Below are 18371 nucleotides of genomic sequence, written 5' to 3'. Positions count from 1 at the left end.
GAATCGGCCTCTACCGTGACACGGTGTGCACAGACGGCGCAGAGGTTGCCCTCGGTAGATGCCAACCTTGGTTGGCATGGCGCGCAAGCGCCCGTCTCGTGCCAACCAAGGTTGGCACCTACCAGGAACGGCTTACCCGGGTCAGCATCCAGCAGCCATAGCGGCGCGCGAAGGTGTACTGCTCGGCCTGCGCATCATCGCCCAAGCGCACCTGCTGTCCCCCGTCCTCCAGCGGTGTGATGGACGGGGTTGCCCGCAGCGTGGTCGCACGCAGGCGCGTGAAGCGGCGAGGCCCGGCCTCGCGGCTCAGCTCGGTGACGGCCTCGCCTTCACTGGCGCCGTACGCCGGCGCCTCGTATTCCAGCGGATCGCTGGTGTAACGCACGCGCACGCGGTCATCCGCCAGATCGGTGAAGTAGCGCAGGAACTGTGGGAAATCCTGTGAAGGACAGCTCGGATCGGCATCTCCCAGCGGCACGCCTTGCGCCGCGTCCTGCCCCGCCACGCCCTGGCCGCAGGCCATCAGGACCACCGCCAGCCAGGGCGACAGCCTCCTGCCCCTCTGTTTCATCCCCATTCCCCCAACACGCCTTCGTCCATTCATGGTCACCACGGACGCCATCCCCTGCGTCCCCCGCCCTGCAGGCTGGCAACAAAGGCATTTCCGGCGCAGCCGCCACCCGTTCTACACTTGGGGTCCCCCACGCACGGCCGAACGGAGCACAGCGATGACCCCTGACCATCCCGACTACAGCCTCCACCAGCAGATCCGCCAGGGCGTGGCGGCGCTGGACGAGAAGCACGGCCGTGCCTTCGACACGACCAGCGAGAACCTGACCGCCAGCCTCACCGTGAAGGCGCGCGAACAGGGCCTGGAACGTGCCGACCATGTGGTGGTCAGCAACGCCACCGCGCAGCATCCGTCCGGCCACAACATCTTCGTGGTGCAGGGCGACCCGGCCAATCCGGCCCACCTCCGCGCCATGCTGCCCACCGCCGAAGCCGCACAGACCCCGGCCGAACAGTCGCTGCAGAAGCTGGGCCTCGCCCCGCAGCAGCCGGCCATGGGGCTGCAGCCGGAACAGCAGGTACGCGAGCAGGAACAGCAGCAGAACCCGGCGCACCGCCTGGGGTAATCTCGCGGGCCGCTACACCATGCGCGGCCCGGACTGCTCCTGCACCTGGCGGTGCTGCTGCTCGTCCTGGGTACGCGCCTGCGCCGCCACTGCAGTGGCCATGCTGGCACGCAGGTGCGAAGGACGAAATATTGATCACTTCCCAGCGGGTCGGGCGGCATGGACCTGCAAGCGGGCCGAGTAGTCCTGCAGTGCCTCCGTCACCTGGACGGTACGTACTTCCAGACGGTAGCGGGCGCCCATCTCCAAGGGCAGGGCAACCACACTCCATTGATGCTGGCCGCGACTGCCTCCGTTCAACGATGCATAACGCCAAGCGTTGTTCGTATGCCAGCTCGGCATCGCAGCCCCCGCATTCCGTGCCATTGCTTGGTAGCTGTCGATGGTCGCCATATCGTTCCAAGTACCTTCGGTCCACCGCTGCAGGAACACTTCAAAGGGAATACGGACACTGTCCATGTCCGGCTCACTTGCACGCTGCGATCCGTTTCGCTGAACCTCAAGCTCGAGCGCATAGGTTCGCCCCGGATGGAAGTTGCGGGCACTTGTCTCGAATTCAAACCGTACCGTTTGGCCGGATGCGGCGACGTCGATGGGTTTGACCAGATCCAGCGGCTCCGGCGCATCCGGAAGGCGCTCGCGGCAGGCACCCAGGCTACCGAGCAACATGACGAACAGCCCGGCGCGCAGACAGCGGTGATTACCCGACATTGTGATGACCCTTGGGCTCCCTGCCATGAGCTTGAACCGTAGCGGTCGGTCGGCCATGCCGCAACCGCAAAAGAAAAAGGCAGGGTCTGCACCCTGCCTTTTCACGTGAAAAGCCGCCGGGCATGGCCCGGCGCTACCGTTTCTGCTTTCGCCGGGTGTGGCCCGACGCTACCGGTCACATCACAGCTGGATGCGCGCCACGCTCTCTTCCGAGCCCTTGGCATCCTTCTCGCCGTTCTTGATGCTCACGAACAGCACGTTGTTCTTCGCATCCAAGGCCAGGCTGTTCGGGTGGGTCGGCATCGCATAGGTGGCCACCTTCTTGTAGCTGGCGCTGTCATACGCGGTCACCGTGCCGCCTTCGCGGTTGGTCACGTACAGGCGCTTGCGCGGTGCATCCAGCAGGATGCCCAGCGGGCCGGCATCGGTGGGGATGCTCGCCAGTTCCTTGCCGGTGGTGCGGTCGAGGACCAGCACGCGCTGGCCCGGGTGCTTGCTGACGAAGCCCTCGCTGCTCTTGGTCACGTAGTCGCGGATCATCGCCGAGCCCTGGTCGGTCACGAACAGGCGCTTGCCGTCCGGGTCCAGCGCGATGTTCATCGGCTGCTCGGCGGCGATCTTGTGCTGGGCCACCACCTTCTTCGAATCGGTGCCCACCACCACCAGGTCGGCCAGCAGGTTGCTGGTGTAGACGCGCTTGTTGGCCGCATCCAGCGCCAGGCCCGGCGCCTTCGCCTTGCCCAGGCCCGGGATGGTGTCGATCAGCTTCAGCGTGGTGGTGTCCACCACGAACAGCACGCTGCCTTCGCCGGAATGGCCGGTGACGTACAGGCGGTTGGCGGCGCTGTCGACCACCAGCTCGCGCAGGTCATGGGTGTAGCCGGTCTTGCCGTCCTTGCCCACCTTCTTTTCCATCAGCTGCACGGTGCCGATGGCCTTGTTCTGCGCGGTGTCGACCACGGTCACCGAGGTGTCCACGGTGTTGCCCACGTACAGGCGGTTATGGGCGTCATCCAGCACCACACCAAAGCCCTTGCGCTCCAGCGGGATGCGGGCCTGCACGGCCAGCGTGGCCGGGTCCAGGCGCAGCACCTGGGACGGGCCGGCGTTGTCGCCGAAGCCGCCGGACGAGGCCACGAACACGGCGTTCTGGGTGGGGCTGTAGGCCAGCTCGTACAGGCCCTGGGCGATGGCCTGGCGCTGCACGGCGGTGCTGGCGGCAGTTGCAGCGGTCGCGTTATCGGCAAATGCGGCCGGGGCGCCGACGCTGAGCGAGATGGCAACGGCCAGAGCGGCCGAGCGGAAAACGGAAAGACGGGTCATGCGAGCATCCTTGAAAGGGCACGGGAGGGTGTCCTGGCTCGCTGGGCCGTTCTGCGACGGCCCGCCCCGCACCTGTCTGCGCGGGGTGGGCTGGCTGGGTTGCGGGGCAATGGTAGCAGCTGGGGGCTGTGGCGTCCGCCCACGCCTGCGTGGCGGCTGCCCGGGTTACTGCTCCTTTAATCGCAGCGAATCGGCCACATCGGTCTGCGCCGCCACCTCGGTGGGGATACTGGCGCGGCGATGCGCGGGGTCGTCACGGTCGCCCTGCACGATGAAGATGCTCTCGGCCGCATGCGCATCGCGGGTGGATCGGCTCAACAGCACGTGGTCCACACGCGAGAGATTGTTCTGCTTGGCCAGCACCAGCAGGCTGGCGCTGATGCGCTGGCTGCTGTCATCGAACGTGCGGCCATGCGCGGCATCCAGCTCGGCCACCTTCTGGATCAGCTGTGCGAACAGCCGGTGGTCCGGATGCGAGGGATCCAGCAGCGTGCCGGCCACTTCCATCGGGCTCGGCGGCGGCTCGCCTTCAGCGCGGTCGCCCTGCCGATGATCCTCGGCCCCGCGCTCGGGCATCGGGTGATGGCTTTCGGCATTCAGATCGCTGTCGGGGAACGGTGCCGCAATGCACTGGATTTCCGGCAGGTTGAACAGCACCGCGAACTCGCCCAGATCACTACCGCCATCCAGCGGCGTGGGCAGCGGGTGTAAGCCCGCGTAGTTCAGCGCGGCCCAGACGAAGTCGCTGCAGCGGTTGATGGTGGCCGGGCGGTCGACATCAAATTCAAACTCGGCCGGTTCCTCGGCAAAGTCGCGCAGGCAGCCGTAATGCTCGGCGGTGATTTCGAGGGTGCGGCTGTAATACGGGTCCACGTGCTCGTCCGCATCGTCGTGGCACACCTGGGCGTACTGCACGCCCTTCGCGGTTTCACCGGGCGGCAGCCGCGGCGGCGCGAAGCCGTAACTGTGGGTGTCCTCGCCCTCGGCAACCTGCAGATACATCTGCCCGCGCGGGGATACGCCTCCGCTCTTCAGCGGGGTGCCCGGGGCAGCCAGGAAAACGGTCACCGTGTAGCGTAATGCCTGCTCCATGCGTGCTCAGCCTTGTTGGGTACTGCGGTTCTGGCTGGATGATGGCATAGATGGGTTCTGCGGCATGTGGTCGGCACAGCGTCCACAGCAGCAGCACTCTGAATGTGTGAACCAGCGAACACTGAGGTACGGGAAGCAGAGCCAAAGCGCGGAAGTTACTGAACGCACCGCGCGCGCCCAGGCGCAGGTACCGAATGCCCGCACGGATGGAGTTGCTTGCGCGAACACCTGTCGGTCTGCGTCGATGAGCCAGTCATACGCCCCCCACCACCCCTGACACCCCCATCACCCGCTTTCACGCCGCTGCAATAGCCGCCTCCGCACGATCAGAGCCCCCACCCAACCGCTCGCGACGGCCACCGCAGCCGCGCCCCCTGATCCCGATGCAGCAACTCGCCAATGATTTCTGGAACCTGCGCGGCACCTTCAAGGTGGCCGGCCTGCTGGACGTGGGCACGCAGCTCTCCGTGGTGCGCCGTAGCAATGGCCGCTTCCTGGTGCTGGACAGCTACACCCCCAGTGAGACCCAGCGCCAGGCCCTGCTGGGCCTGACCGCCGGCGGCACGCTGGTGGACGCCATCATCAACGTGCATCCGTTCCACACCCTGCACTGCGAGCCCCTGCACCGGCTGCTGCCCGCTGCGCGCCTGATCGGCACGCGTCGTCATCTGCAACAGGCTCCGCACCTGCCATGGGATCCCCACGTGATCGAAGACGAGGAAGCCCAGGCCGACTTTGCCGATGACCTGGATTTCACTGTGCCCGCCGGCCTGGAGCTGGTACCGGCCGACGACAACGTGCACGCCAGCTCGGTCCTGGTCCGCCACCGCCGCAGCGGCATCGTTCATGTTGACGACACCCTCAGCGTGCTGGCCGCACCCGGGGCCCTTGGCAAGTGGCTGCCGCAGTCCGGCTTGAAGTTCCACCCCACGCTGTCGCGCGCACTGCAGCCCCGGGCCGGCGCCGCAGACGCGTTCGAGCGCTGGGCGCGCGCATTGGCCGAGCGCTGGGCCGGCACCCCCTATGTCTGCGCGGCCCATTCGGCCGTGCGCGAACTGCCCGCCGATGGCTGGCGCGATGAAGTGCTCAACGCCTTGCACCACGTGCAGGGCAAGTTGCGCCGCCATCGTCACCGCTACGGCTGAAACCACTCCTCCATTCCCTCCCCCAAGGCAGACTCCCCCATGAGCGACCACCCGATCAAGACGATCAACCCGCTGACCGAACAGGTGCTGCACACCTACGCGTACATGTCCGACGCCGAGGCGGCTGACACCGTAAAGGCCTCCCACGAAGCGTTCCTGCAGTGGCGCCTGCGCAGCCTGGAAGAACGCGCTGAAGTGATGTCCGCCATCGCCCGCAAGCTGGAAGAAAAGAAGGACGCCTTCGCCCAGCTGATGACCGACGAGGTCGGCAAGCTGATCGGCGACAGCCGCAGCGAAGTGGACCTGTGCGTGGCCCTCTGCAAGTACACCGCCGAGCAGGGCCCGAAGGTGCTCGCCGATGAAGAGCGCCCCTCGGCCAATGGCACCGGCATCGTCACCCACCAGCCCATCGGCGTGGTGTACGGCATCCAGCCGTGGAACTTCCCGGCCTACCAGGCCGTGCGCTATTCCATCGCCAGCCTGATGGCCGGTAACGGCGTCCTGCTCAAGCACGCCGAAAGCTGCACCGGCAGCGGCCTGTTCCTGCGCGACCTTTACGAGGAAGCCGGTCTGCCGAAGGGCCTGTTCGGCGTGCTGCTCATCAGCCACGAGCAGTCCGACGCCATCATCGACCACGACCTGGTGCGCGCGGTAACGCTCACCGGCAGCGAAAAGGCTGGCCGCACCGTCGCCGAGAAGGCTGGCAAGGCACTGAAGAAGACCATGCTCGAACTTGGCTCCAACGATGCCTACCTGGTGCTGGACGACGCCGACCTGGAGCTGGCAGTGAAGACCTGCGTGAAGGGCCGCCTGTTCAACAACGGCCAGACCTGCGTCAATGCCAAGCGCTTCATCGTGACCGAAAAGAACTACGACGCCTTCGTCGAGGCCTACGCAAAGCAGTTTGCAGCGATCCGCATGGGCGATCCCAACGATGCCAAAACCCAGCTGGGCCCGATGGTCTCCAAGGCCCAGCGTGACACCCTGCACGAGCAGGTCAGCAAGAGCGTGGCCCAGGGCGCCCGCCTGGTGGTCGGTGGCGAGATCCCTGACCGCACCGGCGCTTTCTACCCGGCTACGGTGCTGGCCGACGTTGCCCCGGGCCAGGTTGCCTATGAGGACGAGCTGTTTGGCCCCGCCGCAGCCATCATCAAGGCCAAGGACGATGATGACGCCCTGCGCATCGCCAACGACAGTCGCTACGGCCTGGGCGGCGGCATCTTCAGCCGCGATGTAAAGCGCGCCCGCGAGCTGGCGACCACCTACTTCGATACCGGCATGGTGTGCATCAACACCTTCAACGTGGCCAGCCCCGCCCTGCCCTTCGGCGGCGTGAAGGCCTCCGGCTACGGCCGCGAGCATGGCCCCGAGGGCTTGAAGGAATTCGTCAACGTCAAATCCATCACCCTGCCGGCGGCCCCATGAGCACGCCCCTGCACTGTGATGTGGCGGTGATCGGCGCCGGCACGGCCGGCTTGGCAGCAGAGCGGGCCGCGCGCCGTAATGGCGCGTCCACGTTGCTGATCGATCCGCACTTCAGCGGCACCACCTGCGCCAACGTCGGTTGCATGCCCTCCAAGCTGTTGCTGGCGGCCGCCAAGCAGGCCGAGCACGTGCGCCGTTCAGACCTGTTCGGCATCCACGTGGACGGCATGACCATTGATGACGCGGCAGTGATGCGCCGCGTGCGCGAGGAGCGCGATCGTTTTGCAGCGCTTACCCGCGAGCAGATCGACAAACTGGACCCTGCCACGCGGCTGACCGGTCGTGCGCGGTTTGCCGGGCCGACCACGCTGGAACTGGAGGACGGCCGACGCATCGAGGCACGCGCCATTGTCATTGCTACCGGTTCCGCGCCTGCCCTGCCGCCGCCGTTTGAAGCGCTGGGCGACCGCGTGCTGACCAACGAAAGCCTGTTCGAGCTGAAGCAGCTCCCCAAGCGTGTCGCGGTAGTGGGCACTGGCTCGCTCGGGCTGGAATTTGCCCAGGCCCTGGCCCGGCTGGGTGTGCAGGTCACCCTGCTGGGCAAGGAGACGACGCTGGCCAAGGTGCGTTGCCCGCGCGTGCACGATGCACTGCTGGCCGTGCTGAAGCGCGACATGGAGGTCCACCTCGGCGTGGACGTGCAGCCCGAACGGTCCGATGAGGGCGTGCATGTGCGCTGGAGCGGCAAAGACCAGGCCGAAGGCAGCGTGCAGGTAGACTACGTCGTCGCCGCACTGGGCCGCCCGCCCAACCTGGATGACCTGGCCCTGGACAAAGCACAACTGGCGTTGGACAAACACGGCGTGCCCTGCCACGACCGCGAGACGATGCGCTGCGGTGACAGCGCCGTCTTCATGGCGGGCGACGCCGCCGCCGACCTACCCCTGCTGCATGAGGCATCGAGTGATGGTGCCATTGCCGGCCGCAATGCCGCGGCGATGCCAGCGAAGATCACGGTAAAGCGCCATGTGCCGCTGAGCATCACCTTTACCGATCCGCCGGTTGCCAGCATTGGTCAGTCTGAAGAAGAGGGGGCCGTAACGGGAACCTCCGATTTTGACGACCAGGGCCGGGCACGGGTGGAGGGCGTCAACGAGGGCACCCTGACCCTGTATGCGGCAGCACCCGAGGGCAAGCTGATTGGTGCAGACCTGGTGGCGCCGGCAGGCGAGCACCTGGCCCACCTGCTGGCGTGGGCGGTTGAGACGGGCTGCACCGCGAGCCGACTGCTTGAGCTGCCGTTCTACCACCCGACCATGGAGGAAGGCTTGAAGCAGGCCCTGCGCAGCATCTGCGCGGCAACGCCGATTGCGCTGCCGGCTGACCATGATGCGGGGGCGCCATCGGGGGGATAAGGGACGAGCAGCCGCGTGAAGTGCTGTGCCGCGCCTCAAAAGCCTGCCTTCAAGAACGCTAAAGCATTGGGCCGCCGCTGTAGACTCGGTTTAACCCATCTGCAGCGGTGCTCGCGCCTGCTGAAGGGTCGGCTCCTCCAACTGCGTTGCCAAGGCGCGCTCCTGCTGGGTCTGCGAAAGCTGCTCGACCTTGGCGAAAGATTGCTCGATGGGTGAGCGAGCGGCTTCTTCTACCGTCATCGAGGCGCGTATATGCGCCGGATCGCCGGGATCTCCCTGTACGACGAACAGCCTTTGTGCTGAGGCATCGCCCGGCGTATTCCCCAGTAGTACGTGGTCGACACGCTCAAGACCCGCCTCCTTGGCCGTAGCCAACAAGCTGGCAGAGAGGCGCTCGCTGGTTTCGTCAGGCGTGCGGCCATGCTTCGCATCGATGCCCGCCACTCCCTTGCGAATAGCATCCAGCATGAGCCGATCGTCTCCTTGCAGCTGCTCATCGCTGATGATGCGCTGCATGAGCGTCCTCTCCGGCATCTTGTTGTAATGCTCGGTGTTCAGATCGCTTTCGGGGAATGGGGCGCGGATGCTGCGGATGTATTCCACGTTGGTCAGCGGCTTGATACCGCCCTCGAAGTTCTTCTCCTGCACGGACTGGGGGTTGGTGCGATGAAGCTCGGCGTGATTCAGCGCGCCCCACGTGAAGTCAATGCAGCTGTTGCGCAAACCATCGTAGTCGGTACTGAATCCATGGACTTGGGGTCGGTTACCAAAGTCCTTGAGCTTCTCATACTGTTCCTTGGATATCTCCATCGTGCGTGAGTAGTAGGGATCCTTGTACTCACGCACGTCAGAGTCATAAACCTTTCCACGCCCCGAAGATGCACCATGGACCGCAGGTGCGAATCCGTAGCTTGCAGTCCCATGCCCATCGCTGATGCTGTAGTACATGTGTCCAGCGGCTGAGGTTCCTCCCTCCCGCAGCGGTGTACCAGGTGCAGCGACGTACACCGTGACTCGATATCTGTCTTCCATGAAAGATCCTTACTTGGATTTGTGGCGATACGCGACCAGCAGTTCTGCCGGAATCGTGGCAAGGTCCGGTTTCGGGTCGAGTATCTGGAAACTCAGTCGGTACCGCCCAGGCGGCAGTTTTTCGGCCCAAGCAAGCGCCAGTTGTCTGTAGTCGCGCTGTGGATCAGCCAAGCCGGCATGTTCCAAGGGCAGGTCATCCGCATCGTCCAGCCAGACGCGGGACACCTGGCCATTGGCTGCGACGGGCAAGGTTGTTCCGGAGCCATCCTGGTGCTCCTCGACCCGAACCAAAGGGATAGGAACGTCACCGTCATTTCCCTCGCGAATAAGCTGAACACGGGCAGGCACGCCTGCGCTCTGGATCGAGGATGCGAGACCGCGCGAGATGGCACCATCAGCCCCACTCACACGGACCGCCACAAGCAAGGTGGATGTTCCGCTCTTGCCCGGCGGATCCAGATGGAACGTGACCACCAGCGGCTCGGCCATCGGCACCAAGGCCAGCGGTCTTACGATCGGAACGCGGTCTTGCTGGACGGCGAGTATAGAAGTCTCCCCTGATGTATCGGTCTGCGCCTGGCAGGCGCTCAGCAGAAGGGCGGCCAGACAAAGGCTACCGCTCAGTAATAGTCGTCCCTGTCGACGCATCGTCTTTCACCGCTCCTACGGCCGTTGAGGCTTTGTTCTGCCAAGCATCCCCTTATACACCGCAGACTGGCAGCGTTCCGCGATGGCGGTCACCTCACTGGGTGCCTGCCCCTATATCGCATGCACCCCGTCCCAGCCCATGAGACACCCCCACGGCATCCTCCCCTCCCCCCAGGAGGATGACCATGACCCCGATCGACGCCGAGTGGCTGGAAGACTTTGACCACGCCCTGCTGAGCCTGTTTGCCACCACCCGCCGCGAGGCCGGCATAAATGCCTACCTGCTGGGCTGCTATGCCGATCTGGAACCGCGCGAGGCGGCCATGGCCTACGGCAACGACTACGACCTGGCCCGCACGCCGTTGCTGTGGCCGATGCCGGGATTGGTGCTGCACAGTTAAGCAGTGACGCAATCGGCACGCTTCGCGCGCAGGCGACGCAAATCAGCTGTCGCAATCGGAACCACGCCCTGCTGCAAACCGTGCATTTCCATGCGTGTTCGGGCGGTTACTTAACACCGCCCGAAACCATTGCACCGCAAAGCATTCGCGTTGTGTCTCGCATGCAACAATGCCGTAAGCGTCAACACCTGCGGCCTCCCAGCGCTGCGGTTTCTTGGCATCTCGCAACCGTGCGAGTACACCTTGGCATTGCCACCTGACACGGGTGGCGCGGGCGTCGAAAACCCGTTTTTAGAGTCGTGTGTTTACGCTTGTCAGCCGGCGTCACCTCTGCGTGGCGCCGGCTGGCAATCCGTTCGCGTTCCATGGCGGGCGGTGCGTGGGGACCTTCGGGTCCGCCGACTGACTCTAATCGGTTTTCGAGCCACGCATCGTCCGCCACCTTCATCGGTGGCTGCTGTCTTCCTGCACGGAGCACTGCCATGAGCGCAACGAAACTCCCTGGTTTGAACGTCCAGCACGATCCGGCCAACACCGATCACGAGGATGACCCCACGACCGATCCCAACGGGTTTGTCGCCACCCTGCGCCGCATTGGCGCGGGCGCTGCCGCAGACGGCCAGCCGTGGCACGAGCGCAACCTCAGCATCGGCCGCTGCATGCAGTTGGCCGACGCCGACTGCACCCTGGCCGCCCTGCGCGCCGTGGGCGAAATGGCCCTGGCCAACGAGCGCACCCGGCAGAACGCCGCGCCCGAGCAGTGCATTGGCGACCGGCACATGGAAGGGCTGCTGATGGCCGTGGTGGCGTTGACGACGCTGGCCAGCGAGCGGGTGCAGGGGCAGCGGTAAGCCCCTGCCTTGGTATCCGCTCGATCATAGGAGCTTCACCATGACCCGCACACCGGCACGCCGGTTGGCCTGCGCCGCGATGGTGGCCGTACTGGCTGCCAGCGGCTGCGCCCGCCCGCCCTCCACGGAAATGGATGACGAGATCCTCGCCCTGCTCAACGGCACCTACGGCCCCCGCACCGTGGGCGGCCGTACCTACACGGCGCAGCCGGTGGAGGCCAACCTGGGCCCGCACCGTTTCATGTTCCCGGCCAATCTCTACTACAACCAGATCGGCCCGTTTGCCGGTGGCGGCGTAATGCTGGCGGTGTTCTGGCCGGACTTCGGTGCCGCGCCGCCGGGGGATCACCCGGTGCGGTCGGTGGAGGATGGGTACCGGCAGGTCTCGATTGAGCTGCGGTACGTGGGTAGCGCGGGCGCGGCGGATTACCTGGCGAAGGATCTGAGCGAGCGCGTGGCGCTGCCGCCGCGGTGGGGGCTGACGCCTTATGCGGTGGACCGGTCGTGGGTGGCGCGGGATACGTGGGAGACGGCGCCGGACTGGTATGTGGTGCGGGATGGGGAGGGACGGGTGAGGACATTCATCAGCTGCGACCCGCGGGAGTACATGCCGGATGGGGTGCTGATGGAGGGTGGGAAGCTTGTGAGGTCCAGTGGGGATCGGGTGGCGATGTGCCGGCACTCGATGGTGGATGGGGAGGATGGCGTGGGGGTGGAGATGAGCTATGCGCGGGTGATGCTGTTCGACTGGCGACGGTTGGAGGCGAGTACTCGCGAACTGATGCGGCTGTACAAAGCGCGAGATTGATCCGGGGCTCATCGCCTGAAACTCTCTTTGTGAGGGCGGGCTGCCGCCAGTTGACCGCCCTGGCTGCATGGAATCCATGCATGGATCGGCAAGGCATCCGGGAGTGTCAGGAATTTTGTGTTCGGGCATAACATGTTGAAAAGGAACAGTTATGCCAACCAAGAAGAAGACAGTTAAGGCGTCTGCCGGGGTCTTCCCCAAGCTGCCGAAGGAAGTGCTGGAACTGCTGCCTACCGGCGTGATGACCGCTGGGCAGATCGAGGAGATGACCGGGGCCCTGAAGAAGGCGTTGATAGAGCGAGCGCTTGGCGCGGAACTGAGCCAGCACCTGGGCTACGGTTCTGGCGAGGAGCGTCCAGACGAGACCGGCAATCAGCGCAATGGCACCAGCAAGAAGACGGTGTTGACCAGCGACGGCCCGGTTCAACTGGATGTTCCGCGTGACCGTCTGGCCAGCTTCCAGCCGATTCTGGTGCCCAAGCACGAGCGTCGCTTCACCGGTTTTGACGACAAGATCATTGCCATGTACGCCCGCGGGATGAGTGTTCGCGACATCCGCGCGTTCCTGTCTGAGCAGTACGGTACGGATGTCTCAGCCGATTTCATCAGCTCGGTCACCGATGAAGTGCTGCAGGAGGTCATGCAGTGGCAGCAGCGCCCACTGGAGCAGATGTATCCGGTGATCTTCTTTGACGCACTGCGGGTCAAAATCCGGGACGAGGGCGTGGTACGCAACAAGGCGGTGTATCTGGCGCTGGGCGTGCAGGCCGATGGCAGCCGGGACATCCTGGGCATCTGGATTGAAACCACCGAAGGCGCCAAATTCTGGATGAAGGTGTTCAGCGACCTCAAGACACGGGGCGTAGAGGACATCCTGATCGCGGTAACCGACGGCCTTAAAGGCATGCCCGAGGCGCTTGCTGCGGTCTATCCGGAAACGACGTTGCAGACCTGCATCGTGCATCTGATCCGCAACAGCTTGGACTTTGCCAACTGGAAGGACCGAAAGTCGCTGGCGATGGCCCTGAAGCCGGTGTGCCAGGCCGCCACGCTGGAAGGTGCTGAGCACGCGCTGGCCGATTTCGAGGAAAGCCAGCTCGGCAAGCGCTACCCGATGGTGGCACAGGCCTGGCGGCGAGCATGGGACCGCGTGATCCCATTCTTTGCCTTTACTCCACCCATCCGGCGGGTGATTTACACCACCAACGCCATCGAAAGCATCAACGCACAGCTGCGAAAGGTCATCAAGACGCGGGGGCACTTCCCCAACGACGATGCCGCCATGAAGCTGATCTGGCTGGGAATACGCAACATCACCAACAGATGGCGCGGAACCAGCCACGGCTGGAAGGAAGCCATGGGTCAATTCTCGATACGCTACAAGGAGCGATTCGACCGTTTAAAGTTCTGAGCGCCCCATCGCCCGAACACAAAAAATCGGACACTCTCAGGCATCCACGATTAGGCGGATGCCTGCTGTCGGTGATTCCTGCCTACTTACGCAGTAGCTCGGCCCGATGGTAGTTGAGGTACTGGACTTGCGCGGCCGAGAACGGCACTTGCGGAGCCTTCTGGGTAACATCCCACTTCAACCGCACCGCCTCCGGCAGTTGCTTGCTCAGAATAAGCCCGCCATCGTCCTCAAAGGAGATGTAGCCACGGTCGAAAAGTCGATCGATGTGGGGAGCCAACAGCAGTCCATTGTTGCCGTCTAGACGCTCAGCGTTCTCGCTCTTCGCCCATGGCTTGATATGGCTGGCGATCAAGAACTTGGCGTCGCTTGTACCCGTAACACGGCAAGCCTTCTCAATATCGCTCAACTTCTTTCGGTAGATGCCTTGGCCCTTTCTGGCCATGATTAGCTGTGCCTTCTCGGTCTCGCCAATGTTCCTATCTTCTTTAAGCTTCTTGAGCGGCACCTCGTCTTGCCAGTCACCGAGGTCATCGATATCGACATTGAGCAGCCCAAGCAGCACTACAGCCATCGTTTCTGGCACAGGGAACAGGTAGGCCTGATTGGCCTTACCGTCCGCCTTTAGTGGTGAGTACTTCCCTGGGAGGTGCGGCCCAATCTGTTCCATGTGGTCGCTCACCTTCAGTGGTACATCCACTAGGTGATAGTCGACCGGTACGGCCCAACCATCATTGCGCCACTTGTTGTCCGTCGCCTTAAAGTCCTCGGGGCGATCTTTCGCGTAATGCGCACCGTTGGCGATCGCGATGGCCTGAATGCGGGTGTTGGCAAATGCAAAGACCACATCACCTGGCTGTACTTGAGTCATGTGCTCATAGAAGGGGTTCGCGTCGCCCTTCACGTTGGTCTTCGGTGACCACAGGTAACCCGCCTTAACAGCCCGATCAAACGTCTGCTTCTGGTTCACCCACCAGTACGCCATCCTTGCTTCCCCTGTCTCAATTGATTCGTGTGGCCTATCGGCCAGGAGACAGAATGGTACCTTTCGATGTCGTAAACGGCACGCTTTTGCAGAATTTGCAGGTGAGCAAGGACCTCCATGCCTTTGGAGTTCACGTCCGAACTGTATACATAGCATCGCCAGCACCAACGCTTCCTCGCCGGGTTTCTGCTGGCCAATCCTCTTCTTTCAACCAGTCGTAGGGCACGAAAAGCTTCTCCGGCTCGATGAACTGAGGCGCGAATTAACTGCCCACAGTCAGCTATACGAAGTGACCCACGATTAATAGACAGCTGATCATATAATGCAGATCATGCAACTGAAACTGGCCGCCCAATTCAGGGCGGCCACACGCCAATTAATCAACTAACTTTCTCAAGAACCAATGGCATTAAATAACTGGCGTATACAAAGTATATGCCAACAGAAAAAAGTAGAACAAGAACAAGAAGATAAAATTCGTACCACTTTAGAACATCCTTAAAGCGCGGCATCGCTCTAGGTGGCACGCCGATCTGCCCCTCAATATCCTGCTCTTCCTTTCGGTAATTAACCCAAGCGAGCATTCCACCTATCGCCATTAGAACATAAGCAATTATCGAGAATGCCGCCGTTGAACCAATGATAATAGTGGCGGAAAAGGCCAATTGAGGAGTGAGCGCGCCGCTAGTTACATCACGAATTACATAAAACTGACCAGTGAAAAGTAAGACCAACACTCCTTGAAGGGTAGAGAAAATTTTGAAAGTATTCTGATTCAAAGCCTCTCGCCGCTTCAGGACATACTCATGACGCCTAGCTAAGTAGGCCTGTTTAGATGCACCCTCCTCCATCACGCCTCCTCCAATCTTCTCCGCCAAGCGTACGGATCGAAATATCTAATCGTTGATCCGGAGATAGCCTCAGCAAATGCGGAAACGTCAATAATCTCTGTACCCATATCCATCCCAAAGGTAGACATCACCCTAGTGAGGTTTGAACTCAAATAGGCACTATCAAAAGACTGGTAGTGCGCATAAAAGAGCTCCATAAGATGGACGTACACGCAAAGGCGGCGAACCTGAAGATCGTCCATTATTGAACACTGCGCTCGAAGGAAAATCGCGACTGAGTCCTCGGGACTAAGGAAAGTTTCTCGACCTAGCTGAACAGCTCCAAATCCATCCATTCCGCTAACAATCACCTCTTGCAGCGGGATGGAAATTTGTATGGATTCAGATCTCCCACCGCCCATCTCTCTCCTACTTATATGAAACCTCTCCCAGAAAGCCCGATCAACTCTTGCCGCAGTCGAGTATATTTCCTCTGATGACATCCAGCGGCGTCCATTCGTAATTTTCGCCCACCTTACGCTAAGCCGCCTTAGGTTCACATTGGCGACTATTTCGACCGGATCGAATTTCCTGCGCACAGCCTTATCGATGTACGGAGAATTACCGCCACTAGATATTGTCAACCCATTGGGGAGTCTATAGCTTGCATCCTGCAATCTCTCAAGGATGGACTCTGCACTGATGTCTCTCGGAGACTCTCTTACAAATTGCTCGACCGAACTAATTAGCGGAGACTCGACACGCCAAAACTCTCCGATGCTTTCCAAGTCAGATATTGAAACGGCGCTTCGCTTTCCATCTTTTTCACCAATCAACATCTTGACTGCCGAAAGCTGCTCATCGAGAAGCCCAGCCTGAACGACACTATCGCCATTAGAAATCAGAGAAGATAGGATAAACGGAGCCTGCTGAATTGCTCTGGATGTTGAGTAGTCCGTTGTTCCTGACAACCTTTCAACTTCATCAGAGACGTGGCGGGAGTATAGTCCGTACACCTTTGTTAGCATGTCACGGTACTCTTCAGTATCCTCTAGCGCAGAACGCGCAACGTTAGTCTTTGGTGCGTTCTTTCCCGTAGCGTTAACTACTGCTACTATGGTTTTCGAATTGAATCCCGGAGTACTAAAGTCAACGGCCACGCCCTCTACACAGGTCGAAATGGGAGAGTAAGGCTCATCGCTATACATGTGAATCCGCGAATCAGGCGTGGAGACAAAGCTCCAGTCTTTGAACAGTTCATCTCTGACCATTAAATAGGCCATATCCACACCTGGAGCAGAGCACTCTTTTACCTCAAAATCTCGAGAACCACCTTGGAAGTGACTCCTCAGAAGATCTTCAAGAGCCTCCTTTGGATTAAGGTAGCCAATGTTCACAACCTCATCTGAATCTATCTTCACTGAGACCTGGCACGCAGGAAACACAAGCCAGCTGCGAGCTATCTGTGTTATGTCTCCAATTTTAGCTGTTGGCCTTATACCCAGCCTCACTCTCGTACCGTGCGGATAGACATCTATCTCAGACCGATCCCTAATTTTGTCATGCAGTTTAATTAGGTATTTTCCGTGAACTGATCTAAGCGTGATCGTTCTAGCCTGATCTTCCGACAATGCACAAGTCGTTATCTCGACATTATCTGAAACCATAAAGGCCGACAGTACGCCAATACCAAATCTACTAATTGAAGAAAATTCTGGATACTCTTCTCTAAACCTTGCATCTTGATACCTGGATGATCCGACCTTCAACAGGTGCCGCTCTATGACCTCTTGCGTCATCCCAGTACCATTATCAATAATTTCGAGAACGCGTTCGCGGGAGTTCCAATTAATGGAGATCTTGCCGATTTCTCGCGCACTCTTTCCCTCTATATTTGCCTGCAGCCGTACTGCATCGAGAGCGTTCTGAGTAAGTTCCCGAAGCACAACGTTAGCGTCGTTGTATAGAGTGTGCCCAGTAAGAAGATCCAGAATCCTTTGCTGATCCAGTTCGAATTCAAAAATTCGCGTCAGGAAGCCTTCTGCTTCCACACGAGAATCATCGACATCCCGCCATGGAAAGCGAGGAGCATCCGGAATCTGATTTGCAGACTTTCTGTTTGCATCATATGACGCCCTAAGCTGAGAGCGCACATACGAAAGATAGTTAGTCAAACCGAAGAATCCGCCAGATTCCCTGAAATGGGCGTGCACCTGAATGGTGTCGGATTCTAGACTGGCATCTGCTTGCCCATCCTTATCCCGAGCAGTGGCAGCAATCACCGAAACGACCGCAGACTGTCGCTGCCATTCCAATTGACTCAACGGATCGGAGGGACTAATCAACTGGTACAGTACGGAAGGGGCGCGATCCTCCGTGATATGAATCAGGTCCACCGTACGCAGAATGATTGCGACATACTGCAAGTTTACCGCCTCGTCCTTCGATTGGCCGTAAGGTTTGAACAGGCGATACTTCTCGGTGTCCTCAATATCATCTTGGGTGTGGCTATTGCAAAGCCTTGCCAAATCCCCCCTGGCGCTGCTACTCAGCTTGCCTATCAACCCAGCAATCACTTTCCGCATCTCAGCGGAATTATCATTATTATCTAGCAGGGCGCCCTCAATCCACGCCTTCACTCTTTTGCCGTGGTTGAAGCGAACATACTCTTGATAGTTAACCCGATCCTGCTGCTCGGAGGGAAGTCGAGATAACTTCGCTCTATACTCCTCTAATTCCTTGCCCTGGATTGGCGGCAGTTCCACAAACTTTCTGAACTCAGCATCTTCATTTCTGTGCGAGTATTCCGCCCTACTGATCAGAAGCCCCAAATCATGAAAGTAGATCGCGAGGGTCAGAAATAGCCAATCCCCTCGAGTTAGACGTTGCTTAGCACTCGCGGGGATGACCCAGTCCAGCGCAGCCAGCATTCCCCTCACATGCTTAAAACTATGATCCGTGTATTCGTCGAAGAATCCGTATCTACCGAACTCACCCAGAAGAAGCTCTACATTCTTTCTAATTTCGTCAACATTAATCGGAAATGCAGGGAGTCGCGTCGCCTCAATCGCCATCCTTTCAGCGTGAGTCAGATTGTCCATAAATCTCCATATTTAGATTGCTACCGTCCATAAGCAGAGAGCGACTGAAAAGTCGCT

The 18371-nt window shown here is 60.7% G+C and carries 17 protein-coding genes; 8 read left to right on the top strand and 9 right to left on the bottom strand.

From position 1 onward, the window contains the following. Window positions 1–118: 118 nt before the first annotated feature. Complete coding sequence (locus FJU31_RS12940) at window positions 119–571, bottom strand: hypothetical protein (protein ID WP_150455113.1); 453 nt, start codon at window positions 569–571, stop codon at window positions 119–121. A 157-nt stretch (window positions 572–728) separates the two neighbouring features. Between FJU31_RS12940 and FJU31_RS12935 the strand changes: the two genes are divergently transcribed. Further along, window positions 729–1136 carry an XVIPCD domain-containing protein gene (locus tag FJU31_RS12935; protein WP_150455112.1) on the top strand — a complete coding sequence of 136 codons (408 nt, stop codon included), beginning with the start codon at window positions 729–731 and terminating at the stop codon, window positions 1134–1136. A 135-nt stretch (window positions 1137–1271) separates the two neighbouring features. Here the strand turns inward: FJU31_RS12935 and FJU31_RS12930 are convergent, their stop codons facing one another. The 3 genes from FJU31_RS12930 to FJU31_RS12920 form a co-directional block, all read right to left on the bottom strand. Continuing rightward, window positions 1272–1847: a hypothetical protein gene (locus FJU31_RS12930; protein WP_150455111.1), complete on the bottom strand. Its 576-nt coding sequence runs from the start codon at window positions 1845–1847 to the stop codon at window positions 1272–1274. 180 nt (window positions 1848–2027) lie between these two features. Further along, window positions 2028–3170 carry a YncE family protein gene (locus FJU31_RS12925; RefSeq protein ID WP_150455110.1) on the bottom strand — a complete coding sequence of 381 codons (1143 nt, stop codon included), beginning with the start codon at window positions 3168–3170 and terminating at the stop codon, window positions 2028–2030. 165 nt (window positions 3171–3335) lie between these two features. After that, entirely contained in the window at window positions 3336–4262 is a 927-nt protein-coding gene (locus tag FJU31_RS12920; RefSeq protein WP_150455109.1) for an XVIPCD domain-containing protein, read from the bottom strand. Window positions 4263–4645: 383 nt separating this feature from the next. Between FJU31_RS12920 and FJU31_RS12915 the strand changes: the two genes are divergently transcribed. From FJU31_RS12915 to FJU31_RS12905, 3 genes are read left to right on the top strand one after another with little or no spacing between them, the layout of a single operon-like run. After that, the gene (locus tag FJU31_RS12915) at window positions 4646–5407 is read left to right on the top strand and encodes a hypothetical protein (RefSeq protein WP_150455108.1); all 762 of its coding nucleotides are present in this window, start codon (window positions 4646–4648) and stop codon (window positions 5405–5407) included. Window positions 5408–5446: 39 nt separating this feature from the next. Further along, window positions 5447–6832: an NAD-dependent succinate-semialdehyde dehydrogenase gene (locus FJU31_RS12910; RefSeq protein WP_150455107.1), complete on the top strand. Its 1386-nt coding sequence runs from the start codon at window positions 5447–5449 to the stop codon at window positions 6830–6832. A 20-nt stretch (window positions 6833–6852) separates the two neighbouring features. Beyond that, a complete protein-coding gene (locus FJU31_RS12905; RefSeq protein ID WP_223176410.1) occupies window positions 6853–8247 on the top strand; it encodes a dihydrolipoyl dehydrogenase in 1395 nt (464 codons plus the stop codon). Between the two features lie 90 nt (window positions 8248–8337). Here FJU31_RS12905 and FJU31_RS12900 read toward each other — a convergent pair whose 3' ends face one another. Continuing rightward, window positions 8338–9279: an XVIPCD domain-containing protein gene (locus FJU31_RS12900; protein ID WP_150455105.1), complete on the bottom strand. Its 942-nt coding sequence runs from the start codon at window positions 9277–9279 to the stop codon at window positions 8338–8340. A 9-nt stretch (window positions 9280–9288) separates the two neighbouring features. After that, the gene (locus FJU31_RS12895; protein WP_150455104.1) at window positions 9289–9768 is read right to left on the bottom strand and encodes a hypothetical protein; all 480 of its coding nucleotides are present in this window, start codon (window positions 9766–9768) and stop codon (window positions 9289–9291) included. Between the two features lie 344 nt (window positions 9769–10112). On the opposite strand from FJU31_RS12895, the gene FJU31_RS12890 reads away from it, so the two are divergent. The 4 genes from FJU31_RS12890 (at window position 10113) to FJU31_RS12875 (ending at window position 13398) form a co-directional block, all read left to right on the top strand. After that, entirely contained in the window at window positions 10113–10328 is a 216-nt protein-coding gene (locus FJU31_RS12890) for a hypothetical protein (RefSeq protein WP_188115499.1), read from the top strand. A gap of 482 nt (window positions 10329–10810) precedes the next feature. Beyond that, on the top strand, window positions 10811–11179 hold the full coding sequence (locus FJU31_RS12885; RefSeq protein ID WP_150455102.1) for a hypothetical protein: 369 nt from the start codon (window positions 10811–10813) through the stop codon (window positions 11177–11179). A gap of 40 nt (window positions 11180–11219) precedes the next feature. After that, window positions 11220–11987: a hypothetical protein gene (locus FJU31_RS12880; RefSeq protein ID WP_150455101.1), complete on the top strand. Its 768-nt coding sequence runs from the start codon at window positions 11220–11222 to the stop codon at window positions 11985–11987. Window positions 11988–12138: 151 nt separating this feature from the next. Then, the gene (locus FJU31_RS12875) at window positions 12139–13398 is read left to right on the top strand and encodes an IS256 family transposase (protein WP_150455100.1); all 1260 of its coding nucleotides are present in this window, start codon (window positions 12139–12141) and stop codon (window positions 13396–13398) included. Between the two features lie 82 nt (window positions 13399–13480). On the opposite strand, the gene FJU31_RS12870 is transcribed toward FJU31_RS12875, so the two are convergent. The 3 genes from FJU31_RS12870 to FJU31_RS12860 all read right to left on the bottom strand — a co-directional run bounded on the left by FJU31_RS12870 (window position 13481) and on the right by FJU31_RS12860 (window position 18314). Continuing rightward, the gene (locus tag FJU31_RS12870) at window positions 13481–14368 is read right to left on the bottom strand and encodes an HNH endonuclease (RefSeq protein WP_188115498.1); all 888 of its coding nucleotides are present in this window, start codon (window positions 14366–14368) and stop codon (window positions 13481–13483) included. 395 nt (window positions 14369–14763) lie between these two features. Further along, window positions 14764–15261, bottom strand: coding sequence for a hypothetical protein (locus FJU31_RS12865; protein WP_150455098.1), 498 nt, complete (start codon window positions 15259–15261; stop codon window positions 14764–14766). Further along, on the bottom strand, window positions 15234–18314 hold the full coding sequence (locus tag FJU31_RS12860; RefSeq protein ID WP_150455097.1) for an HD domain-containing protein: 3081 nt from the start codon (window positions 18312–18314) through the stop codon (window positions 15234–15236). The genes FJU31_RS12865 and FJU31_RS12860 overlap by 28 nt, the downstream gene beginning before the upstream one ends. Between the last annotated feature and the right edge of the window lie 57 nt (window positions 18315–18371).

The sequence above is a fragment of the Stenotrophomonas cyclobalanopsidis genome (genome assembly GCF_008710035.1).
GTDB lineage: Bacteria > Pseudomonadota > Gammaproteobacteria > Xanthomonadales > Xanthomonadaceae > Stenotrophomonas > Stenotrophomonas cyclobalanopsidis.
The sequence above is the reverse complement of the archived record's forward strand: the minus strand, read 5'-3'. Positions and strand labels throughout refer to the sequence as shown.